The 14,849-nt window shown below is 63.6% G+C and carries 11 protein-coding genes (1 of these 11 cut by a window edge); 2 read left to right on the top strand and 9 right to left on the bottom strand.

What is annotated here, in order from left to right; translation table 11 throughout:
* Positions 1-654, top strand: partial view of a M23 family metallopeptidase gene (locus tag A9K65_RS08275; RefSeq protein WP_064993099.1) — the 3' portion only. It extends 1,314 nt beyond the left edge of the window; only the last 654 of its 1,968 coding nucleotides appear in the window; its start codon lies beyond the left edge, outside the window; the stop codon is at positions 652-654.
* A gap of 6 nt (positions 655-660) precedes the next feature.
* On the opposite strand, the gene A9K65_RS08270 is transcribed toward A9K65_RS08275, so the two are convergent.
* Positions 661-2,220 carry an MFS transporter gene (locus A9K65_RS08270; RefSeq protein WP_064993043.1) on the bottom strand — a complete coding sequence of 520 codons (1,560 nt, stop codon included), beginning with the start codon at positions 2,218-2,220 and terminating at the stop codon, positions 661-663.
* A gap of 151 nt (positions 2,221-2,371) precedes the next feature.
* Here A9K65_RS08270 and A9K65_RS08265 point away from each other — a divergent pair, with 151 nt between their 5' ends.
* Entirely contained in the window at positions 2,372-3,004 is a 633-nt protein-coding gene (locus A9K65_RS08265) for a TMEM175 family protein (RefSeq protein WP_064993044.1), read from the top strand.
* Here A9K65_RS08265 and A9K65_RS08260 read toward each other — a convergent pair.
* The 8 genes from A9K65_RS08260 to A9K65_RS08225 all read right to left on the bottom strand — a co-directional run bounded on the left by A9K65_RS08260 (position 2,978) and on the right by A9K65_RS08225 (position 14,695).
* Entirely contained in the window at positions 2,978-4,483 is a 1,506-nt protein-coding gene (locus A9K65_RS08260) for a L,D-transpeptidase family protein (protein ID WP_064993045.1), read from the bottom strand. The two genes, A9K65_RS08265 and A9K65_RS08260, sit on opposite strands and share 27 nt — an antisense overlap.
* A gap of 150 nt (positions 4,484-4,633) precedes the next feature.
* Positions 4,634-4,999, bottom strand: a complete 366-nt coding sequence (locus A9K65_RS08255) for an MmcQ/YjbR family DNA-binding protein (protein ID WP_013529465.1) — start codon at positions 4,997-4,999, stop codon at positions 4,634-4,636.
* Between the two features lie 59 nt (positions 5,000-5,058).
* Entirely contained in the window at positions 5,059-7,665 is a 2,607-nt protein-coding gene (gene clpB / locus A9K65_RS08250; RefSeq protein ID WP_013529464.1) for an ATP-dependent chaperone ClpB, read from the bottom strand.
* A gap of 219 nt (positions 7,666-7,884) precedes the next feature.
* Positions 7,885-8,829, bottom strand: coding sequence for a DUF4167 domain-containing protein (locus A9K65_RS08245; RefSeq protein WP_027163521.1), 945 nt, complete (start codon positions 8,827-8,829; stop codon positions 7,885-7,887).
* A gap of 303 nt (positions 8,830-9,132) precedes the next feature.
* Positions 9,133-10,005, bottom strand: a complete 873-nt coding sequence (gene prmC / locus A9K65_RS08240; RefSeq protein ID WP_064993046.1) for a peptide chain release factor N(5)-glutamine methyltransferase — start codon at positions 10,003-10,005, stop codon at positions 9,133-9,135.
* A complete protein-coding gene (gene prfA / locus A9K65_RS08235; RefSeq protein WP_013529461.1) occupies positions 9,998-11,077 on the bottom strand; it encodes a peptide chain release factor 1 in 1,080 nt (359 codons plus the stop codon). The genes prmC and prfA overlap by 8 nt, the downstream gene beginning before the upstream one ends.
* 10 nt (positions 11,078-11,087) lie before the next feature.
* Positions 11,088-13,358 carry a phosphoenolpyruvate--protein phosphotransferase gene (gene ptsP, locus A9K65_RS08230; RefSeq protein ID WP_063169068.1) on the bottom strand — a complete coding sequence of 757 codons (2,271 nt, stop codon included), beginning with the start codon at positions 13,356-13,358 and terminating at the stop codon, positions 11,088-11,090.
* An 83-nt stretch (positions 13,359-13,441) separates the two neighbouring features.
* Positions 13,442-14,695 carry an aspartate kinase gene (locus tag A9K65_RS08225; RefSeq protein WP_013529459.1) on the bottom strand — a complete coding sequence of 418 codons (1,254 nt, stop codon included), beginning with the start codon at positions 14,693-14,695 and terminating at the stop codon, positions 13,442-13,444.
* Positions 14,696-14,849: the final 154 nt, after the last annotated feature.

The following is a 14,849-nucleotide window of genomic DNA, read 5'->3' as shown; positions in this document are numbered from 1 at the left end:
GATCAGACCTCGGACAGCTCCGAGCTTCTCTACGTCTCGGCGACGTTCGGCGGCCAGACCCGCAACTTCTACCGCTTCCAGATGCAGGACGGCGGCACCGACTATTTCGATGAGGACGGTTCGAGTGCCGAGCAGTTCCTGTTGCGCAATCCCCTGCCCGCCGGGAAATTCCGCTCCGGGTTCGGCGCCCGCAGGCATCCGATCCTCGGCTATGTCCGCATGCACACCGGCGTCGACTGGGCAGCCCCCATCGGCACGCCGATCATCGCCGCCGGCAACGGCACGGTCGAGAAGGTCGGCTGGGCCGGCGGTTACGGCAAGCAGATCATCATCCGCCACGCCAATGGCTACGAAACCTCATACAATCACCAGAGCGCCTTTGCCAAAGGCATCGAACCGGGCGTGCACGTCCGCCAGGGCCAGACCATCGGCTTCCTCGGCCAGACCGGCCTCGCCACCGGCCCGCATCTTCACTACGAGCTGATCGTCAACGGCACCAAGGTCGATCCGATGCGTGTCCGCCTGCCGGTCGGCAAGGTGCTGAAGGGCGATGACCTCGTCGCCTTCAAGCGCGAACGCGAACGCATCGACGAACTGTTGAAGCAGGAAGACAGCGATTCGCTGAAGGTTGCGAGCGCCAAGATCGACGGTTGATCGGCTTCATTCTGGCGTATCTTCGGCCCGTCGCGGCCATGGCAATCGATCACCGGGAATGGTCGTCCAGGCGATGACAGCCGCAAGCAGGCAAAGCAGCGCGGTCACCGAAGAAACCGCGGCAAACGCGGCGTCGCTGGCGGCGAGCCTTGTCGCATCGATGGCCGGGGCAAGCCCGGCTGGCGCCGGTTCACCAAATCCCGGGATGCCGGACGTTGCGCTCGCGTCCAGTGCATTCGCGTAGACCCACGCGGCAAGCGAGCCCATCGCCGCCACCGCGATCAGACCGCCGATGCGTGAGACGGCATTGTTGATGCCGGAGGCCGCCCCCGTGTCCTTGTCCTCCACCGCCGTCATGATCGCGGTCGACAAGGGCGACACGACCAGAGCCATGCCGAGCCCCATCAGCCCCATCAGCGGAAATGTTCCCGTCCAGAAATTGTGGATGCCGGCGTAGGTGAGCAAGGCCAGCCCGGCAAACGCAAAAGCCACGACCAGGCTGCCGCAGGCGATCGGAAAACGCGGTCCGATCCGGTCCGACAGCTTGCCGACAGGTCCCGACAAAAGCGCGATCGATGCCGACAAGGGCAGGAAGATGAAGCCGACCTCGGCCGTGCTCAGCCCCCAGCCGGCGATCAGCAGCATTGGCAGATAGAAAAGGTTGGCCGACAGCGCAAAATAGAGGAAGAACGTCGCCACATTGGCGCCGGCGAAAGCACCGACGCGAAACAGGCTGAGGTCGATCATCGGCTCGCCCTGACGAAGCTCGAAGACGATGAAGACAGCCAGCAATACGACGCCGGCGGCAATGCTCGGCCCTGCCATGAGGCCCTCGCCGCTGGCGCTCATCGAGGTCAGCCCATAGGCAAGCGCACCGAAAGCCAATGTCGCGAGCGCTGCACCGCCGAGATCCAGGCTGCGTTTCTCCGTCGGCGCATCGGCCGGAACCTTGGCCAGCAGAAGCCAGATCGAAATCAAGCCCAGCGGCAGGTTGATGGCGAAGATCGCCCGCCAGATGCCGTCACCGAAGGCCGACAGCACGAAGCCGCCGAACACCGGGCCAAGTGCCGTGGTCAGCGCCGAAGCCGCCGCCCAGATGCCGATCGCGCGGCCGCGTTCTTTCTTCGGGTAGGCCTTGGCGATGATGGCGAGGCTGCCAGGCACCATGATTGCCGCACCGATGCCCTGCAACGCGCGAAATGCGATCAGCACAATTGCATTCGGCGCCAGCGCACAGGCAAGCGAAGCGAGGATGAACAGCGCGATGCCGGCCACGAAGGCGCGGCGCAGACCGAATCGGTCGCCGGCAGCGCCCCCGGCCAAAATCAGCGCCGAGAGCGTCAACGCATAGGCATTGGAAATCCACTGCGCCTCGGCAAGGCTTGCGCCGAGATTGACGCGGATCGCTGGTGTAGCGATGGCCAGGATGGAGCCGTCTATGAAGCCAAGCGCCGAGGCCAGAATTGCCGCGACCAGCACAAATCGTCGCCGCGACTGCGGACAAAACGTTCCATTCGTGACCGGATTGGTCAGCGGGACGGCGGCGGCTTCACTTGGTGAATGCATGAAACCTTGCTTAAACCCCTGGCGCACCGGCAACAACCAGCCAGTGGCTTGCTGTCGCTGAAACCAGCCGTTTGGCCAGGGTCGCACCCTGTCAGATGCAAATGGCGGCAACCATGCTAGGTTTCCGGAAGGTGCCGATGGGGAAACATCGATGAAGCGGCCACTTGAAGCATCGGCTGAGGGACGCGGCCGTATCGTCGGGATCACCGACGGCGTATTCGCCATCGCGCTCACCCTGATCGTTCTCGAAATCAGGGTGCCGGCGCACGAGGCGATCCATTCCGAACGCGAGCTGCTCGCCGCGATCGCCGACCTGGCGCCGCGTTTCCTGACCTACGCCTTGAGCTTCCTGACGCTGACCATCTTCTGGTTTGGCCAGCAGGCGCAGCATGGTCTGATCGCCAAATCCGATCGACGGCTTGCCACGCTGAACCTTTGCTTTCTCGCCTTCATCGCCTTGTTGCCCTTCTCGACCGACCTTCTGGCCGACTTCCTCGAGTTCAGAACCGCGGTGCTGGTCTACTGGCTCAATCTGCTGGCGCTCGGCGTCACGCTGTTCGCGAGCTGGCGTTATGCGGAGAAAAGCGGCTTCGTAGCAGAGGATATCGATGCGGAAACCAAACGCACGGTCTATCTGCGCATCATCAAGGCACAGATCCTGTGGGCGGCCGGCGCCGCACTCTCGCTTGTCAGTCCCTTGCTCAGCGTCGGCTTCATCCTGATCGTGCAGTTGGTCTATGCCGCCGCGCTTCGCGGTTCACTGCTGCGCAAGGTTATCGGCTGAGGGCCCGCCGACAAACTCCACCGTCACGCCCGGCGAAACCAATTTGGCCAGCTCCCGCGCATCCCAGTTGGTCAGGCGTACGCAGCCATGGCTCTCGGTCTTGCCGATCTTCGACGGATCGGGCGTGCCGTGGATGCCGTAGGTCGGCTTATCCAGGGCGATCCAGACCGAACCGACGGGACCGTTCGGGCCCGGCGGAATGGTCAGGACCTTGTCGTTTTGACCCTGCTTGAAATTGATGCTGGGATTGTAGGTGTAGTTCGGATCGAGCGCCACGCGCGACACCGTGTGTATGCCGGACGGTGACGGCGTATCCGACGAGCCGATGGTTGCGGGATAGGCCGCGACCAGTTTGCCGCCGGCGTCATAGGCGAAAACCTCTTTCTTGTCCTTGTCGGCGACGATACGCGCCACCGGCGTCGAAACCAGCCTGCCGAAATTGGCGACCTTGATGATCGTGCCGGGACGATTGAAATCGACCTCCGGGTTGAGCGCCTTGAGATAATTCTCGTCCATGTGAAAGCGCTCCGCGAGCGCCTCGGTCACCGACGTATAACCCATGCGGTCGAGTTGCGCCTTCTGGCTGTAGTCTTCCGGGATCGACGCGACATAGGGACCGGCCGCGTCCTCCGCTGTAATCGTGTAGTTGGCGAAGGCATCGCCGCCGGATTGCGCAAGTGCCGCCTGGATGGCGACCGCGTCGGTCGATCGCAGATTGGCGCCGGTGATCTGGTTGTAGGCGGCGAGCGCCTTGTCGACATTCGAACCGAAACGCCCGTCGATGACGCCAGGCGAAGCGCCACCCCGGTCGAGCAGCACCTGAAGGGCGGCGACATCCTGGCCCGCTCCCAGCGAAAGTGCCGGGGCAACGGTGGTCTTGTCGCCGGCCTTTGGCGGCAGAGCCGCCTGATCGGCGGGTGTCGTCGGCTGGGCAGGGTCTATCGCGGCCTCGTTCAGCGGCTGGCGCTTGATTGTACCCGGCTTAGCCGGCTGCGGCGCGTCGGGATAATTGTCGTCGTAATTGCCATCGTCCTGCGGCGCCGGCGGGTAGGCTTCGGCGGAATTGTCCCCATAGGGATCGTACTCATCCGCCGGCGGCGGGATAACGCGGCCTTCCTCTTCCAACTGCTTGCGCCGGAACCGCGCCATGTCTTCCGGATCGTCGAGATAGTAGCGGTCGTCGCCTTCGGGGGCGCGGCCCAGTTCGCGCAGTCGTGTCTCGCGGCGCAAGGCGCGGCGGTCGAGCCGGGTCTGCGGCGGCTGGATGGCGATGACCTTGCCGGTATCGGCATCGACGATCACGCGGTTGCCCCTGGCGTCGTAGTAGATGTCGAGATTACCGTCCTGGGCGACAAGGATGCCCCCGGTATCGGCAGCGCGGACAACCCTTGGCGCATTGTCCGTCGTCGGCGCGGCGAACGCCCCGGAAGACACAAGCCCGGCGGCTAGCGCCGAGAGGGCAAAGATCGTGCGGAACATCGTGGCCAAATTCTCCGGTCCGTAAATTTGCCGCCGCCGGCATTGTCTTCTGGCGAACCCCTTCGCCAGCAAACCAGTTACACCATCCTATGGTTCCAACATGAACCGGGCATGAAGATGGCGGTTTTCCGGCGCCTCAAGGAATATAGGCTAGCTTTCGGCAAGTCCCAATTCCTTGCGCGCCTGCCTGGTAAGCTTCAGGGCGACAAGGCGATGGCTCTCGCGCAGATAGTCCTTCAGCGCGGCATCATCCATGCTCTGGCTTGTCCGACGCTGGATCCATGTCATGCCGCGCGAGGCAAGATAGGGTGCGGGCCGTAGCCCCGGCTGTTCCTTGAGCACATCATAGGCGATATCGGAACATTTGAAGGTGACGAAGAGCTGCTGGCCATCGTCCCAGCCGCCGATCGCGAAGACCTTGGCCCCCACCTTCCAAACATGGGCGCCACCCCACTGGACGACATGGGTCGTCGAAGGCAGCGAGTCGCAGAAGCTGTTGTAGTCGTCCAGTGTCATCCCCGCCCCACGTTTTATATGAAAACGCCGCGCGTCCAGGAAGGACGCGCGGCGCAGGATCAGGCTGCCGCTTCCGCCGCGACGATCGTCGGTTTGGAGCGGAAATTCAGCCGGTCGGAACCGGCTGTCACTTTGACGGTCGAGCCGTCGAGGATGTCGCCGAGCAGGATCTTCTCCGCCAGTGGGTCCTGCAATTCCTTCTGCATCACCCGCTTCAGCGGCCGCGCGCCATAGGCCGGGTCGTAGCCCTTGGCCGCCAGCCAATCCACCGCCTCCTGGTCCAGCGATAGCGTGATCTTGCGGTCGACAAGCAGGCTCTCGAGCCGCTTGAGCTGGATCTCGACGATGCGGCCCATATCCTGCCGGCGCAGCCGGTGGAACAGGATCACCTCATCGACGCGGTTGAGGAACTCCGGCCGGAACGATGCCCTGACGACGTTCATCACCTCGTCGCGCACCAGATCGACATCCTGGTCCTCGGTGAGGTTGACGAGATATTCGGCGCCGAGGTTCGACGTCATGATGATCAGCGTGTTGCGGAAGTCGACCGTGCGGCCCTGGCCGTCGGTCAGACGGCCGTCGTCGAGCACCTGCAAAAGCACGTTGAACACATCCGGATGCGCCTTCTCGATCTCGTCGAACAGCACGACCTGATAGGGCCTGCGCCGCACCGCTTCGGTCAGCGCGCCGCCTTCCTCATAGCCGACATAGCCGGGAGGCGCGCCGATCAGCCGGGCGACCGAGTGCTTTTCCATGAACTCCGACATATCGATGCGCACCATGGCGCTCTCGTCGTCGAACAGGAAGCTCGCCAGCGCCTTGGTCAACTCGGTCTTGCCGACACCCGTCGGTCCGAGGAACATGAACGAGCCGATCGGCCGGTTCGGATCCTGCAGGCCCGCGCGGGCGCGGCGCACCGCTTTCGACACAGCTTGCACCGCCTCGCCCTGGCCAACGACGCGCTTGCCGATCTCGTCTTCCATGCGCAGCAGCTTGTCGCGCTCGCCCTGCAGCATCTTGTCGACCGGAATGCCGGTCCAGCGCGAGACGATATGGGCGACGTGGTCGGGGGTAACCACCTCTTCGACCATGCCGGCTTTGCCGTCCTGGGCCTCGGCCTCCTTCAGCTTCTTTTCCAGTTCCGGAATCTTGCCATAGGCAAGCTCGCCGGCGCGCTGGAATTCACCCTTGCGCTGGGCAATGGCAAGGTCGTTGCGCGCCTCGTCGAGCTGCTTCTTCAGGTCGGCGGCGAGCCCGAGCTTCTGCTTCTCGGCCTGCCACTTGGCGGTGATCTCGGTCGATTCCTCCTCAAGGCCGACGAGTTCCTTTTCCAGGCGGGCGAGCCGGTCCTTCGAAGCATCGTCCGTCTCGACCTTCAGCGCCTCGCGCTCGATCTTGAGCTGCATGATGCGGCGATCGATCTCGTCCAGCGCCTCGGGCTTGGAATCGACCTGCATGCGCAGCCGCGATGCGGCTTCGTCGACCAGGTCGATCGCCTTGTCCGGCAGGAAGCGATCGGCGATGTAGCGGTTGGACAGCGTCGCCGCCGCCACCAGCGCTGAATCCGAAATGCGCACCTTGTGGTGCTGCTCGTATTTCTCCTTCAGGCCGCGCAGGATCGAAACGGTGTCTTCCACCGTCGGCTCGTCGACGAAAACCGGCTGGAAGCGCCGGGCAAGGGCTGCATCCTTCTCGACATGCTTGCGATACTCGTCGAGCGTGGTGGCGCCGACGCAGTGCAGTTCGCCGCGCGCCAGCGCCGGCTTCAACAGGTTGGACGCATCCATGGCGCCATCCGCCTTGCCGGCGCCGACCAGCGTGTGCATCTCGTCGATGAACAGGATGATGTTGCCGCTGGCCGAGGTGACTTCGGAGAGCACGGCCTTCAGCCGCTCCTCGAACTCGCCGCGATATTTGGCACCGGCAATCAGCGCGCCCATGTCGAGCGCCATCAGCTGCTTGTCCTTCAGCGATTCCGGTACGTCGCCATTGACGATGCGCAGTGCCAGGCCTTCGGCGATCGCCGTCTTGCCGACGCCGGGTTCGCCGATCAGCACCGGATTGTTCTTGGTGCGGCGCGACAGCACCTGGATGGTGCGGCGGATCTCGTCGTCACGGCCGATCACGGGGTCCAGCTTGCCGGCACGGGCATCCGCAGTCAGGTCGCGCGCGTACTTCTTCAGCGCGTCGTAGCCCTGTTCGGCACTCGCCGAATCGGCGGTGCGGCCCTTGCGGACATCGTTGATGACCTGGTTGAGCGCCTGCGCGGTGACGCCGGCCTTGGCCAATATGTCGGCGGTCTTGGCCGACTTTTCCATGGCGAGCGCCTGCAAGAGCCGCTCGACCGTGACAAAACTGTCGCCGGCTTTCTTGGCCAGTTCCTCGGCGGTCGAAAACACTTTCGCCAGCGGCTGGGCCAGATAGAGCTGGCCATTGCCGCCCTCGACCTTGGGCATCGCTTCGAGCGCCGTCTCGACGCCAAGCTTGACGTCGCGGACGTTGCCGCCGGCGCGTTCGATCAGCGACGCGGCCAAGCCCTCGTCGTCGTCGACGAGCACTTTCAGGATATGTTCAGGGGTGAATTGCTGGTGGTTGCGGGAAAGCGCCATAGTCTGCGCGGACTGGATAAAGCCGCGCACGCGCTCTGAGTATTTCTCAAGGTTCATATCTGTCTCCTTCCATCACCGGCCCGCTTTGCGGCACCGGATCCGATTGCGGTGACGGACCCGCTCATTCGAGCCGGGTCCAGTTGAGGCTGATATGGTGCACAGGCCCTGAACCCTCAAGACGTCCCGATATCGGCAACCACATAATATTGCACGGCCGCCCAAACGAAAACGGCGGAGATTTCTCTCCGCCGCTCAATGCCTTGAAATGCCGTTGGGTCAGTTGTCGATATCGACATTGACCGGTTGGGCGTTGCCGCTGTCGGCCGGGGCCGCAGCCACCTCGCCGGCGTCGGTCCCGGAATTGGCATTGTCACTACCGCCATCAACCTGATCGGCGTTGACGCGCGGGCGGCGCGGACGACGCGGACGACGGGCAGCACCGCTTTCGGCGGCCGCCTCGTTGAGTTCGGCCTGGGCGGCAAGACCTGCCGGGGAAAGGTTCTCGAACGACGGAGCCGGTTCGGCCGGCGTCACAGATTCGGCCGGCGAAACGGCTTCGCCCTGGATCGGGGTCTCGTTGCCCTGGGGCTGACCACCTTGCTCGGCGGACGATGAAAAGTCGCGCTGGCCGTTCTGGCCATAGCCGCCATTGGGGCGGCGATCACGATGGCGCCCGCCATTGTTGTCGCGGCCGCCATTGTTGCGCCCGCCATTGTTATCGCGGGCCTCGCGGCCACCTTCCCGGTTCAGCGCGACCTCGGCCGGCGTACCTTCGATAACCGGCTGCGGGCCGGCGCCATGGTTGACCACCGGGATCTGGACGTCGGAAGCAGCGTTGCTGTTGTTGCCGCTATTGTCGAAATCGTCGCGGTCCTCATCGCCGTCATCGTCGAAATCATCGCGATTCTGCTGCGTGTTCTGGATTGGCATCTGCGCCTGTGCGGCCGCGATGATGCGATTGTAATGCTCGGCGTGCTGGAGATAGTTCTCCGCCATGACCCGGTCGCCGGAGCTGTGTGAATCACGGGCAAGGGTGGCGTATTTTTCGGCGATCTGCTGAGCCGAACCGCGGATCTTCACGTCCGGGCCATTGCTCTCGTAGTTGCGCGTCAGGGGATTAGGCCCCTTGCGGTTGTTGTTGTTATTGTTGTTATTGTTACCACCGCCGCCGCCATTGTTGTTGCGACCGCGCATGCGCCTGTTCTGCTGTTGTGGCCTCATCAAACTCTCTTCATTTTGAAATTTTCGAAAAACTCTTCACGAACGGAGGCGCTCATGCAGCCAGCCGTTTCGTCTCTTCACCGGCGTTCGCCCGCATCGATTGCGTTGGCGCCACGTGTCATCCTGTTCCGGTTACATCACTTGCCGGACGATTCCCGCACGAAGCTTGGGCATCGTTTGCGCAAGAAGGCAGCTATTTCCAAGGAAAACCGAATCGCTAAGAGCACTGCCTGCTTCGTCTCATCCGGTTAAGGCGACCCTAGCCGCATTCCCCGGCATTGCCAAGCGCTTTTTTGCACTGCGTCAAGGCTTTATCCTTTCAAAGACAATAACCCTGTCGTTTCCACCGAGGTCACAGAAAACACTGCCCGGCGCATAGCCGGCTGCAGTGAATATCTCGCAGACCTCGTTGCGTTGCGTATGGCCGATCTCGACCGCAATTCTGCCTTCAATTTCCAAAAACCTTGCCGCTTCCGCAGCGATGGTTCTGTAGGGGTTCAGACCGTCCGCGCCGCCATCCAGGGCTAGGCGCGGGTCGAAATTGCGGACTTCGTCCTGCAGATTTCCAATGTCTTCGGAAGATATATAGGGAGGGTTTGCGACAATTACATGGTACCGGCCGGAAACTTTTTCGAACCAGTCCGACTGCAGCGCCGTGAACCGGCCCGCAAGGCCCAGTTGCCCGGCATTGCGGGCCGCCGTCGCCAGCGCACCCGCGGACAGATCGACGCCGGTGGCATTAGCCGTCGGCACGACGCTGAGCAGCGCCAGCGCAATGGCGCCGGTGCCGGTGCCAAGATCGAGGATGCGACACTCGCCTTCCTGCGTCGCAACCGCCTTGACGAAGGACAATATCGCCTCGACCAGCGTTTCGGTATCCGGCCGCGGTTCCAGCGTTTCCGGCGACAGCGACAGGCGCAAACCGTAGAATTCACGATAGCCGAGGATGCGATGCACAGGTTCGCCGCCGGCGCGGCGTCTCAAGGCGGCATCGATTTCGGCAACAGCGCCGGCGCCGACCCTGCGTTCGGGGTCCGCAATGGCTTGCGTGCGCGTCGTGCCCGAGAAATGCTCGACGATCAGCCTGGCATCGAGCGCCGGGTCGTCGACGGTGCTGCCGAGCCGAGCCCGCGCTTCCCGCAGCAGCGGCCCGAGCGCGTTGGGCAGGTCAGTCATCGATGCCGATGTCGGCGAGCAGCTTGGACTGATGATCGGCGATCAGCGCGTTGATGATCTCGTCGAGTTCGCCCATCATCACCCGGTCGAGCTTGTAGAGCGTCAAATTGATGCGATGGTCGGTGACGCGCCCTTGCGGGAAATTATAGGTGCGGATGCGTTCCGAGCGGTCACCGGAGCCGACCTGTGACTTGCGCGATTCGGAGCGCTCCTCGTCAGCCTTGCCGCGTTCGAGATCATAGAGGCGGGCGCGCAGGATCTGCATCGCCTTGGCGCGGTTCTGGTGCTGCGATTTCTCAGCCTGCACGACCATGATGCCGGTCGGCAGATGGGTGATGCGGACGGCCGAATCGGTGGTGTTGACGTGCTGGCCGCCCGAACCCGAGGCGCGCATCGTGTCGATGCGGATGTCTTCGGCCCTGATGTCGATGTCGACCTCTTCGGCCTCGGGCAGCACCGCGACGGTTGCCGCCGACGTGTGGATGCGCCCGCTGGCCTCGGTCGCCGGCACGCGCTGCACGCGATGCACGCCGGATTCGAATTTCAGATGCGCAAAGACGCCCTTGCCCGACACCGTGGCGATGATTTCCTTGTAGCCGCCGGCATCGCCATCGCTGGCCGAGGCGGTCTCGAAACGCCAGCCGCGTTCGGCGGCGTAGCGTTCGTACATGCGAAACAGGTCGCCGGCGAAAAGCGCGGCCTCATCGCCGCCGGTGCCGGCGCGGATTTCGAGAATGGCGTTCTTGTCGTCGGCGGCATCCCTGGGCAACAGCAGGATCTGAATGTCCTTCTGCAGCGCCTCGATGCGGTCCTCGACCCCTGGCAGCTCGGCCTCGGCCAGCGCCCGCATCTCGGCGTCGGTGCCCCTGTCGGCAAGCATGGCTTCGAGGTCGGCCTGTTCATGCTCGGCCGCGCGCAGCGCCCTGACCTTGGCCACCATGTCCTGGATTTCGGCATATTCGGACGCCATCCGCACATAGGCGTCCGGCGCCGGGCCGGCCGACATCTGCGCTTCGAGCATCTCGAAACGCTTGACGACTTGATCCATACGATCGCGGGGCAAATTGACCATGATGAGGCTGCTATAACGGGATCGAACGGTCGTCGGCAAAGGCCTGCAGCAGCGCCCGCATCGGCAGGCCCTGTGCCGGAGCCATCAGATTGTCGTCGAAAAACGCCTTCAATTCGTCCAGCGGCAGTTCCGTCAGCATCGCCTTGACCGGCCCGATCGAAGCCGGCGACATCGAGATCGAGCGGAAACCGAGTCCGATCAACGCCATCGCCGAGATCGGCTTGCCGGCGAGTTCGCCGCACAGCGTCACCGGCGTGTGATTGCGGACGCCGGCATCGGCGATCTGCTTGAGGACGCGCAAGAAGGGTGCCGACAGCGTGTCGAAGCGGTTGGCCAGTTGCGTGTTGCCGCGGTCGACGGCCATGACGAACTGGAACAAATCGTTCGAACCGACCGAGACGAAATCGACCGCTTTCATCAATTCATCGAGTTGGAACAGCAGCGATGGCACTTCAAGCATCGCCCCCAGCTTCAGGCTGGTCGGCAAATGATGGGCAAAGCGCGACAAATGCCGCACCTCGCGGTCGATGATCTCGCGCGCCTGGGTAATCTCGCCGAGCTCGGTCACCATCGGCAGCATCAGCTTCAATTCGCGGCCGCCGCTGGCCTTGAGCAAAGCGCGGATCTGGGTGCGCAGCAGGCCCGGCCGGTCGAGCGTCAGGCGGATCGCCCGCCAGCCAAGCGCCGGGTTCTCTTCCTGGATCGCGCCCTTGAAATAGGGCAGCACCTTGTCGCCGCCAATGTCGATGGTGCGGAAGGTGACGGGCTTGCCGCGCGCCGCTTCGAGCACGTCGCGGTAGAGCTTTTCCTGGGCCTCGGCCCGGGGAAAGGTGGAAGCGACCATGAATTGCAATTCGGTACGGAACAGACCGATGCCGGCCGCACCCGCTTCGGCAAGCTGCGGCAGGTCGACGGCAAGACCGGCATTCATCAACAGGTCGACCTGGACACCATCCCTGGTCGTCGACGGCTTCTTGCGCAGTTCGCGGTAGACCTCTTGCCGGCGCGCCCTGAAACGCACTTTTTCGGCATAAGCGGCCTCGAGATCTGGCTGCGGCCGCAAATGGATCACGCCCTCCTCGCCGTCGACGATGATGGCATCGCCGTTTTCCGCCATGGAAACAGCGCCCTTCATCTGGCCGGCGACGGGGATGCCCATGGCACGCGCGACGATGACGACGTGGCTGGTCGCTGCACCGTCCTCGAGCACCAGCCCGCGCATCTTGTCGCGGGGATAATCGAGCAGTTCGGCAGCCCCCATCGAACGGGCGACGATGATGGCGTCCTTAGGCAGCGATGCCGCGACATCTTCCGGCCCGCGCCCCATCAGCTGGCGCAGCAGGCGGTTGGCGAGGTCGTCGAAATCGCTCATCCGCTCGCGCAGATAGGGATCGGTCATGTGCAGCATGCGGGCGCGCATGTCGCTCTGCACCTTTTCCACAGCGGCTTCGGCCGTCAGGCCGTTGCGGATCGCCTCTTCCAGCCGGCGCACCCAGCCGCGATCGTTGGCGAACATGCGATAGGCTTCCAGCACCTGGCGATGCTCGCCCTCGAAGGCGACGTCGCGGCGTTCCAGCATGTCGTCGATGGACAGCCTGAGCGAGCTGAGTGAGGTCTCCAACCGGCGAACCTCTTCCTCGCTGTCCTCGTTGAACAGATTGGTGACGACGATGCGCGGCTCGTGCAGCACGACATGGCCAAGCCCGACGCCTTCATTGAAGGACAGGCCGGTGAAGCTGACAGGACGGCGCAGATCGAGTTCGAGGCCGGGCCGGGTCAGCCGCGCCAGATCGCCGGTGGCGATCATCTCGGCGATCACCATCGCCGTGGTTTCCAGCGCCTCGACCTCGTCGTCGCGGTAGTGGCGCATGGTCTTGTTCTGCACCACCAGCACGCCCAGCGTGCGCCCTGCCCGCAGCACCGGCACGCCCAGGAACGAGTTGTAGATCTCTTCCCCGGTCTCCGGCAGGTAGGCGAAGGCAGGGTGTTCCTGCGCATTGGACAGGTTGAGCGGCCGCGCGCTGGCGGCGATGGTGCCGACCAGGCCTTGGCCCAGCCGCAACTGCGCCAAATGGACGGCGTTCGGGTTCAGGCCTTCGGTGGCGTAGAGTTCGAGCACCGAATCGGCGCGCAGCACATAGAGCGAGCAGACTTCCGCGACCATGTTGGAGGCGATGTCGCGCACAATCCGGTCAAGCCGCTCCTGCGGCTCCAGCGGCTCCTGCATGAGCTCGCGGAGCCGTTTGAGCAAAACGCGCGGGCCACTGGCCTGATCACGCATCGCGGCTTGTTCTCCAATGGGCATTCTGCCCGCCGCAGTTTCCACCGCGACCGGCGCACACGCAACAACTCAAATCGTTCTCGCTACTGCTTATCCAGACCGTAGACGGAATGCAAAGTACGAACCGCAAGTTCCGTATACGGGCCGTCGATCAGGATCGAAATCTTGATCTCCGAGGTCGTGATGGCGCGGATGTTGATCGATTTGTCGGCCAGCGCCTTGAAAGCGGTGGCGGCGACGCCGGCATGGCTCCTCATGCCGATCCCGATGACCGAAACCTTCGACATGCCGGCTTCCGACTGCACGACATCGTAGCCGATCGAGGCCTTGAGGCGTTCAAGCACGGCCAGCGCCTTGTCGACATCGCCCGACGGCACGGTAAAGGTCATGTCGGTGAACTTGCCGTCCTCGGAAATGTTCTGGACGATCATGTCGACATTGATGTTGGCCTCGGCCAGCGGCCCGAAGATGCCGGCGGCAACGCCCGGCCGGTCGCCGACCCGGCGCAGTGAAATCTGCGCTTCGTCCTTGGCGTAGGCAATTCCGGTGACGACCTGCTGTTCCACGATCTCTTCCTCGTCGCAAATGAGCGTTCCGGGCGGATTGAGCAAATCCCCCATTCCGGGCGCATCGGGATCGTCAAAGGACGACCGCACGAAGGTACGCACCCTGTGCACCATGGCAAGCTCGACCGAACGCACCTGCAGAACCTTGGCGCCGAGCGAGGCCATTTCAAGCATTTCCTCGAACGAGATCTTGGCCAGCCGCCGCGCCTTGGGCTCGATGCGTGGATCGGTGGTGTAGACCCCGTCGACATCGGTGTAGATGTCGCAGCGATCGGCTTTGACCGCCGCAGCGATGGCGACAGCACTGGTGTCGGAGCCGCCGCGGCCGAGAGTGGCAATACGATTGTCCGGGCCGATGCCCTGGAACCCGGCAATCACCGCCACCTGGCCCTCGCCGAAGCGCTTGATCAGGAACGCACCGTCAATGTCGAGGATGCGCGCCGCCCCATGCGCATTATCGGTCTTGATCGGGATCTGCCAGCCCTGCCAAGAGCGGGCGTGCACGCCCATGTTCTGCAAAGTGATGGCCAGCAGGCCGGCCGTGACCTGCTCGCCGGAAGCGACGACCGCATCATATTCGCGTGCGTCATGCATCGGCGAGGCCTCACGCGTCCAGCCGACCAGTTCGTTGGTCTTCCCGGCCATCGCCGAAACGACCACCGCCACCTCATGGCCGGCGTCGACCTCGCGTTTGACGTGACGCGCCACGTTGCGGATGCGGGCGATGTCGGCGACGGAGGTTCCGCCGAATTTCATCACGATGCGCGCCATGGGAGCGAAATGCCTTTGACTGAAGCCGGATCCCAGCCAAAAGCCGGAATCCCGAAAAGCGGAAGGCCGGCTGACGCCGGCCGCTGAATGCGCGGCCTCCTTAGCCAAATGACGAAGGTTTCGCAAGGCTGGCGGCCAATTGCCGGCTCCAGAA

The organism is Mesorhizobium sp. WSM1497 (assembly GCF_001672455.2).
Classification (GTDB): domain Bacteria; phylum Pseudomonadota; class Alphaproteobacteria; order Rhizobiales; family Rhizobiaceae; genus Mesorhizobium; species Mesorhizobium ciceri.
This window is presented reverse-complemented; position numbering and strand designations above follow the sequence as displayed.

Excerpts from the sequence above, each read along its gene's own strand:
- A9K65_RS08270 (WP_064993043.1), bottom strand. The coding sequence starts at position 2,220 with ATGCATTCACCAAGTGAAGCCGCCGCCGTCCCGCTGACCAATCCGGTC.
- A9K65_RS08265 (WP_064993044.1), top strand. The coding sequence starts at position 2,372 with ATGAAGCGGCCACTTGAAGCATCGGCTGAGGGACGCGGCCGTATCGTC.
- A9K65_RS08260 (WP_064993045.1), bottom strand. The coding sequence starts at position 4,483 with ATGTTCCGCACGATCTTTGCCCTCTCGGCGCTAGCCGCCGGGCTTGTG.
- A9K65_RS08255 (WP_013529465.1), bottom strand. The coding sequence starts at position 4,999 with ATGACACTGGACGACTACAACAGCTTCTGCGACTCGCTGCCTTCGACG.
- clpB (WP_013529464.1), bottom strand. The coding sequence starts at position 7,665 with ATGAACCTTGAGAAATACTCAGAGCGCGTGCGCGGCTTTATCCAGTCC.
- A9K65_RS08245 (WP_027163521.1), bottom strand. The coding sequence starts at position 8,829 with ATGAGGCCACAACAGCAGAACAGGCGCATGCGCGGTCGCAACAACAAT.
- prmC (WP_064993046.1), bottom strand. The coding sequence starts at position 10,005 with ATGACTGACCTGCCCAACGCGCTCGGGCCGCTGCTGCGGGAAGCGCGG.
- prfA (WP_013529461.1), bottom strand. The coding sequence starts at position 11,077 with ATGGTCAATTTGCCCCGCGATCGTATGGATCAAGTCGTCAAGCGTTTC.
- ptsP (WP_063169068.1), bottom strand. The coding sequence starts at position 13,358 with ATGCGTGATCAGGCCAGTGGCCCGCGCGTTTTGCTCAAACGGCTCCGC.
- A9K65_RS08225 (WP_013529459.1), bottom strand. The coding sequence starts at position 14,695 with ATGGCGCGCATCGTGATGAAATTCGGCGGAACCTCCGTCGCCGACATC.